Annotated in this window: 2 protein-coding genes and 4 pseudogenes; 4 read left to right on the top strand and 2 right to left on the bottom strand. The window is 57.5% G+C overall.

Annotated elements, in window-relative coordinates; translation table 11 throughout:
• The 3 genes and pseudogenes from HFO71_RS35675 to HFO71_RS35665 form a co-directional block, all read left to right on the top strand.
• Positions 1-303 (top strand): PIN domain-containing protein (locus tag HFO71_RS35675; RefSeq protein ID WP_221989126.1); only part of this gene is annotated, 303 nt, incomplete at its 5' end.
• Between the two features lie 246 nt (positions 304-549).
• Positions 550-669: pseudogene (locus HFO71_RS35670) on the top strand (SDR family NAD(P)-dependent oxidoreductase); the annotation flags it as partial.
• 468 nt (positions 670-1,137) lie between these two features.
• Positions 1,138-2,469: an epoxide hydrolase family protein gene (locus tag HFO71_RS35665; RefSeq protein ID WP_131662553.1), complete on the top strand. Its 1,332-nt coding sequence runs from the start codon at positions 1,138-1,140 to the stop codon at positions 2,467-2,469.
• A gap of 26 nt (positions 2,470-2,495) precedes the next feature.
• Here the strand turns inward: HFO71_RS35665 and HFO71_RS35660 are convergent.
• Together HFO71_RS35660 and HFO71_RS35655 are read right to left on the bottom strand one after the other, a co-directional pair.
• Positions 2,496-2,756, bottom strand: a pseudogene (locus HFO71_RS35660) (PHP domain-containing protein); the annotation flags it as partial.
• A gap of 24 nt (positions 2,757-2,780) precedes the next feature.
• Positions 2,781-2,945, bottom strand: a pseudogene (locus tag HFO71_RS35655) (transposase); the annotation flags it as partial.
• On the opposite strand from HFO71_RS35655, the pseudogene HFO71_RS36170 reads away from it, so the two are divergent.
• A pseudogene (locus HFO71_RS36170) lies at positions 2,936-3,184 on the top strand (SOS response-associated peptidase); the annotation flags it as partial. The pseudogenes HFO71_RS35655 and HFO71_RS36170 sit on opposite strands and share 10 nt — an antisense overlap.
• Between the last annotated feature and the right edge of the window lie 78 nt (positions 3,185-3,262).

Genomic DNA, 3,262 nt, shown 5'->3' with positions numbered 1-3,262 from the left:
CGGATTGTCGGCAACCCCAAATATCCCAACTCTCCCGGTTCCCCGTCACTCGTGATGGAAATTGTCCGCAAATTGCGGTCGCTCCCCGGTCACAGTTTTTGGCCGGACGATGTGAGCCTTGTCGGGTCAGGTGATATCGCTCCCACGAAAATTCTAACATCGGGGCAGGTAACTGACACCTACCTGCTTGCGCTAGCCAAGGCGCGTGGGGGCCAGCTGGCGACATTCGATCGCAAGCTGTCAGCAGCAGCGGTTACAAGGGGCAATTCTGCCTTGCACCTGATCACCACGAGTAGATCGTGAGTTCCCGTCGATTCATAATCGATCTGCCTGGCTTAAAACGTGAACCCCATAGCGACAAGTCGGACGCCGGCCTCGAAGCTCTCGCCCTGCCAGAATCATTGACCCCGCTATTTTCAGGGTCAGTGGCGTAAAGGGTATATATGGAACGCATATGGTGGCCTCGGCGCAGGCAGGCCAATCGACATCGTCTGCTCACCGTGATCTGTGCACTCTTACTGCAGAAGTGGACACGACGGCTCCGCCGCTTTGCGCTTTAAGAACAAGACCGCCTTGATTACTGGCGGGGGAACGGGAATCGGTGCGGCGGTCGCCCGCCGGATTCGATTGGAAGGCGGGAATGTCGCGCTCGTGGGGCGACGTCCCGAGCTGGCCTTGGGCAGACCATCGCGCTTCAGCGGCGGACTTTCTGCGGAACTGTAGATTCCCGTGGCTAACGAGCCCCGCGAGCCCCAGCGTGAGGCTAACGCCAAACAGTAGTCCGCCATAATCCGGCGCCCTCGCTGAGGCGGTTGCTTGCGACATCTCATCGTCACGTCGTAGCCGTCATTTCGCAGACGAGACGCCCCCTGCCCGCTCACACTACACCAATGATCGGCATTCGCTGCAGGGTCTGTGTGACTCCCAGCCGCGGCGACCCTGCTACATTGCATTACATTTCTGGGCTGCCGGGAAATATGCCAGACACATCAAACGCGCGATGTATGCGCCTGGGCCAAGACGCATCGATCGTGACGGTCGATGATCGGGACAGGGCACGTCACAATAGTGGTTACGACGGACCCTTGCGTTCCGAAAATTGAACGACCGCTTAAATACAACAGGAAAGGAACGACAATGTCGGACAAAATTTTCTCCAACCAGGCAAAGACAACAGCAATATCGTCTACACTTACTCGACGGGCGCTGCTCGCCACCGCGGGAGCCATTGGCGCACTCAGCGTCCTGCCTCGTCCGCTTTGGGCGGCGGGTTCTGCCGAGAACGAAATTCGACCGTTTACATACTCGGCCTCGGACGCGCAACTCACTGAGTTGCGCAGACGCATCGGCGAAACTCGATGGCCCGAGAAAGAAACGGTTAGTGATCAGTCGCAGGGCGTGCCACTCGCGACAATGCGGGAACTGGCTCGCTACTGGGCGACCGATTACGACTGGCGTAAGGGCGAAGCCAAGCTCAATGCCTATCCGCAGTTCATCACAGAGATCGACGGCTTGGACATACATTTCATCCACGTTCGTTCGAACCACGAAAACGCCTTGCCGCTCGTCGTTAACCACGGATGGCCCGGCTCGGTGATCGAGCAGCTGAAGATCATCGATCGCCTCACAAAGCCCACCGAATACGGTGGCACCGCATCGGATGCTTTCCATGTGGTCATTCCGTCGATGCCTGGCTACGGATTCTCTGGCAAGCCGACAGCGACGGGATGGGGTCCGGAGCGCATGGCCAAAGCCTGGGCTGACCTTATGAAGCGTCTCGGCTATACACGTTATGTTGCGCAGGGTGGCGACTGGGGTGCATTTGTCGTCGACCAGATGGGTCTTCAGGCTCCGGAGGGCCTTCTCGGCATCCACACCAACATGCCCGCTACCGTTCCAGCCGACGTTGATAAGGCGCTTCTGGCCGGTGCCCCTGCTCCCGGCGGGCTATCTGCCGAGGAAGAGGGCGCCTACGCTCAGCTAGTCAGAACCTTTAAGCAGGTCGACTATGCTAGGCTGATGGCAACGCGCCCACAGACGCTGTATGGTATTGCGGATTCACCCGTTGGTCTCGCCGCATGGCTTCTCGATCACAATGATGCGGATGCGCAGCCGGCCGCGGCTGTCGCCTCGGCCTTGAATCGGACCGCCAGCACGACGGGCGAACTTACGCGTGACGAGATCCTCGATAACATCACGCTATATTGGTTGACGAACACAGGAGTCTCTGCTTCCCGGCTCTATTGGGAATACAAGGGTGGCTTCTTCAATAAAAAGGGTGTCAACATTCCGGTGGCCGTCAGCGTGTTCCCTGGCGAGCAATATGAGGCCCCGAGGAGCTGGACCGAAAAAGCGTATCCAAAGCTAATTCACTACAACAAGGTGGAGAAAGGTGGCCATTTCGCGGCTTGGGAACAGCCACAGCTCTTTACCGAAGAGCTACGGGCAGGCTTCAGATCGCTTCGATGATTACCGAGATCCGAGCTTAGGCGAGGAATGCCCTGTGACCGCGCATAGCGGACGTCGAGAAAACGGTCAGGAAGTACGGCGCGTATTTCATCGTGCGGATGAGATCGAGCTCGTGCCGCACGACCTTCAACACATCGGGCGGCAGGCCTTCGAGATAGCGTTCCGGCACGCATTGCCAGACATAGTTGCTCCAGCGAGGCCTGAGCATCCTTGCCTGGGATGATTGCCTCCTCCGGATATTGGTAGGTGAGTTCCTCAAGCGAGAAAGTGCACCGACGGACTGTTTGGTTCGCGCTGGGCGGGGTGGACAGTTATTTAAGCCAACGGATGGTACCCGCCAGTGCGATCACGGCTCGATAATTCTTTGCTGTCTTCTCATAGCGGGTCGCGATGCGGCGAAATTGCTTGAGCCTGGAGAAGCAGCACTCGATCAGATGTCGCTGTGCATAGAGTCGCTTGTCGAGCGGATTATTTCTTTGGGTTTTTGACCACGGATCCCAACGACCTGGTGAAGCCGATCCATGAAAAGGCGATGCCGGTCCTGTTACTGACGAAGGAAGAGACCGATATTTGGATGCGGGCGCCATGGGAAGAGGCCAAGGAACTGGCCCGCCCATTACCGAATGACGCGCTGATAATTTCATCTCGTGAACCGTATGGATCCAGGATCGTGTCGAAATCCGGAGAGCCGGTGGAACAGGGCATTCTGCTTTGACGCCTGAATTCCGGACTTGTTTCGGAAAACGAAAAAGCCTGCCGCGGGAGGAGGTGCGGCAGGCTTTTCGAAAGAATT

Source organism: Rhizobium laguerreae, from assembly GCF_019778565.1.
Lineage (GTDB): Bacteria > Pseudomonadota > Alphaproteobacteria > Rhizobiales > Rhizobiaceae > Rhizobium > Rhizobium laguerreae.
The sequence above is the reverse complement of the archived record's forward strand: the minus strand, read 5'-3'. Positions and strand labels throughout refer to the sequence as shown.

Coding starts and splice junctions, on each gene's coding strand:
- HFO71_RS35665 (WP_131662553.1), top strand. CDS start 1,138: ATGTCGGACAAAATTTTCTCCAACCAGGCAAAGACAACAGCAATATCG.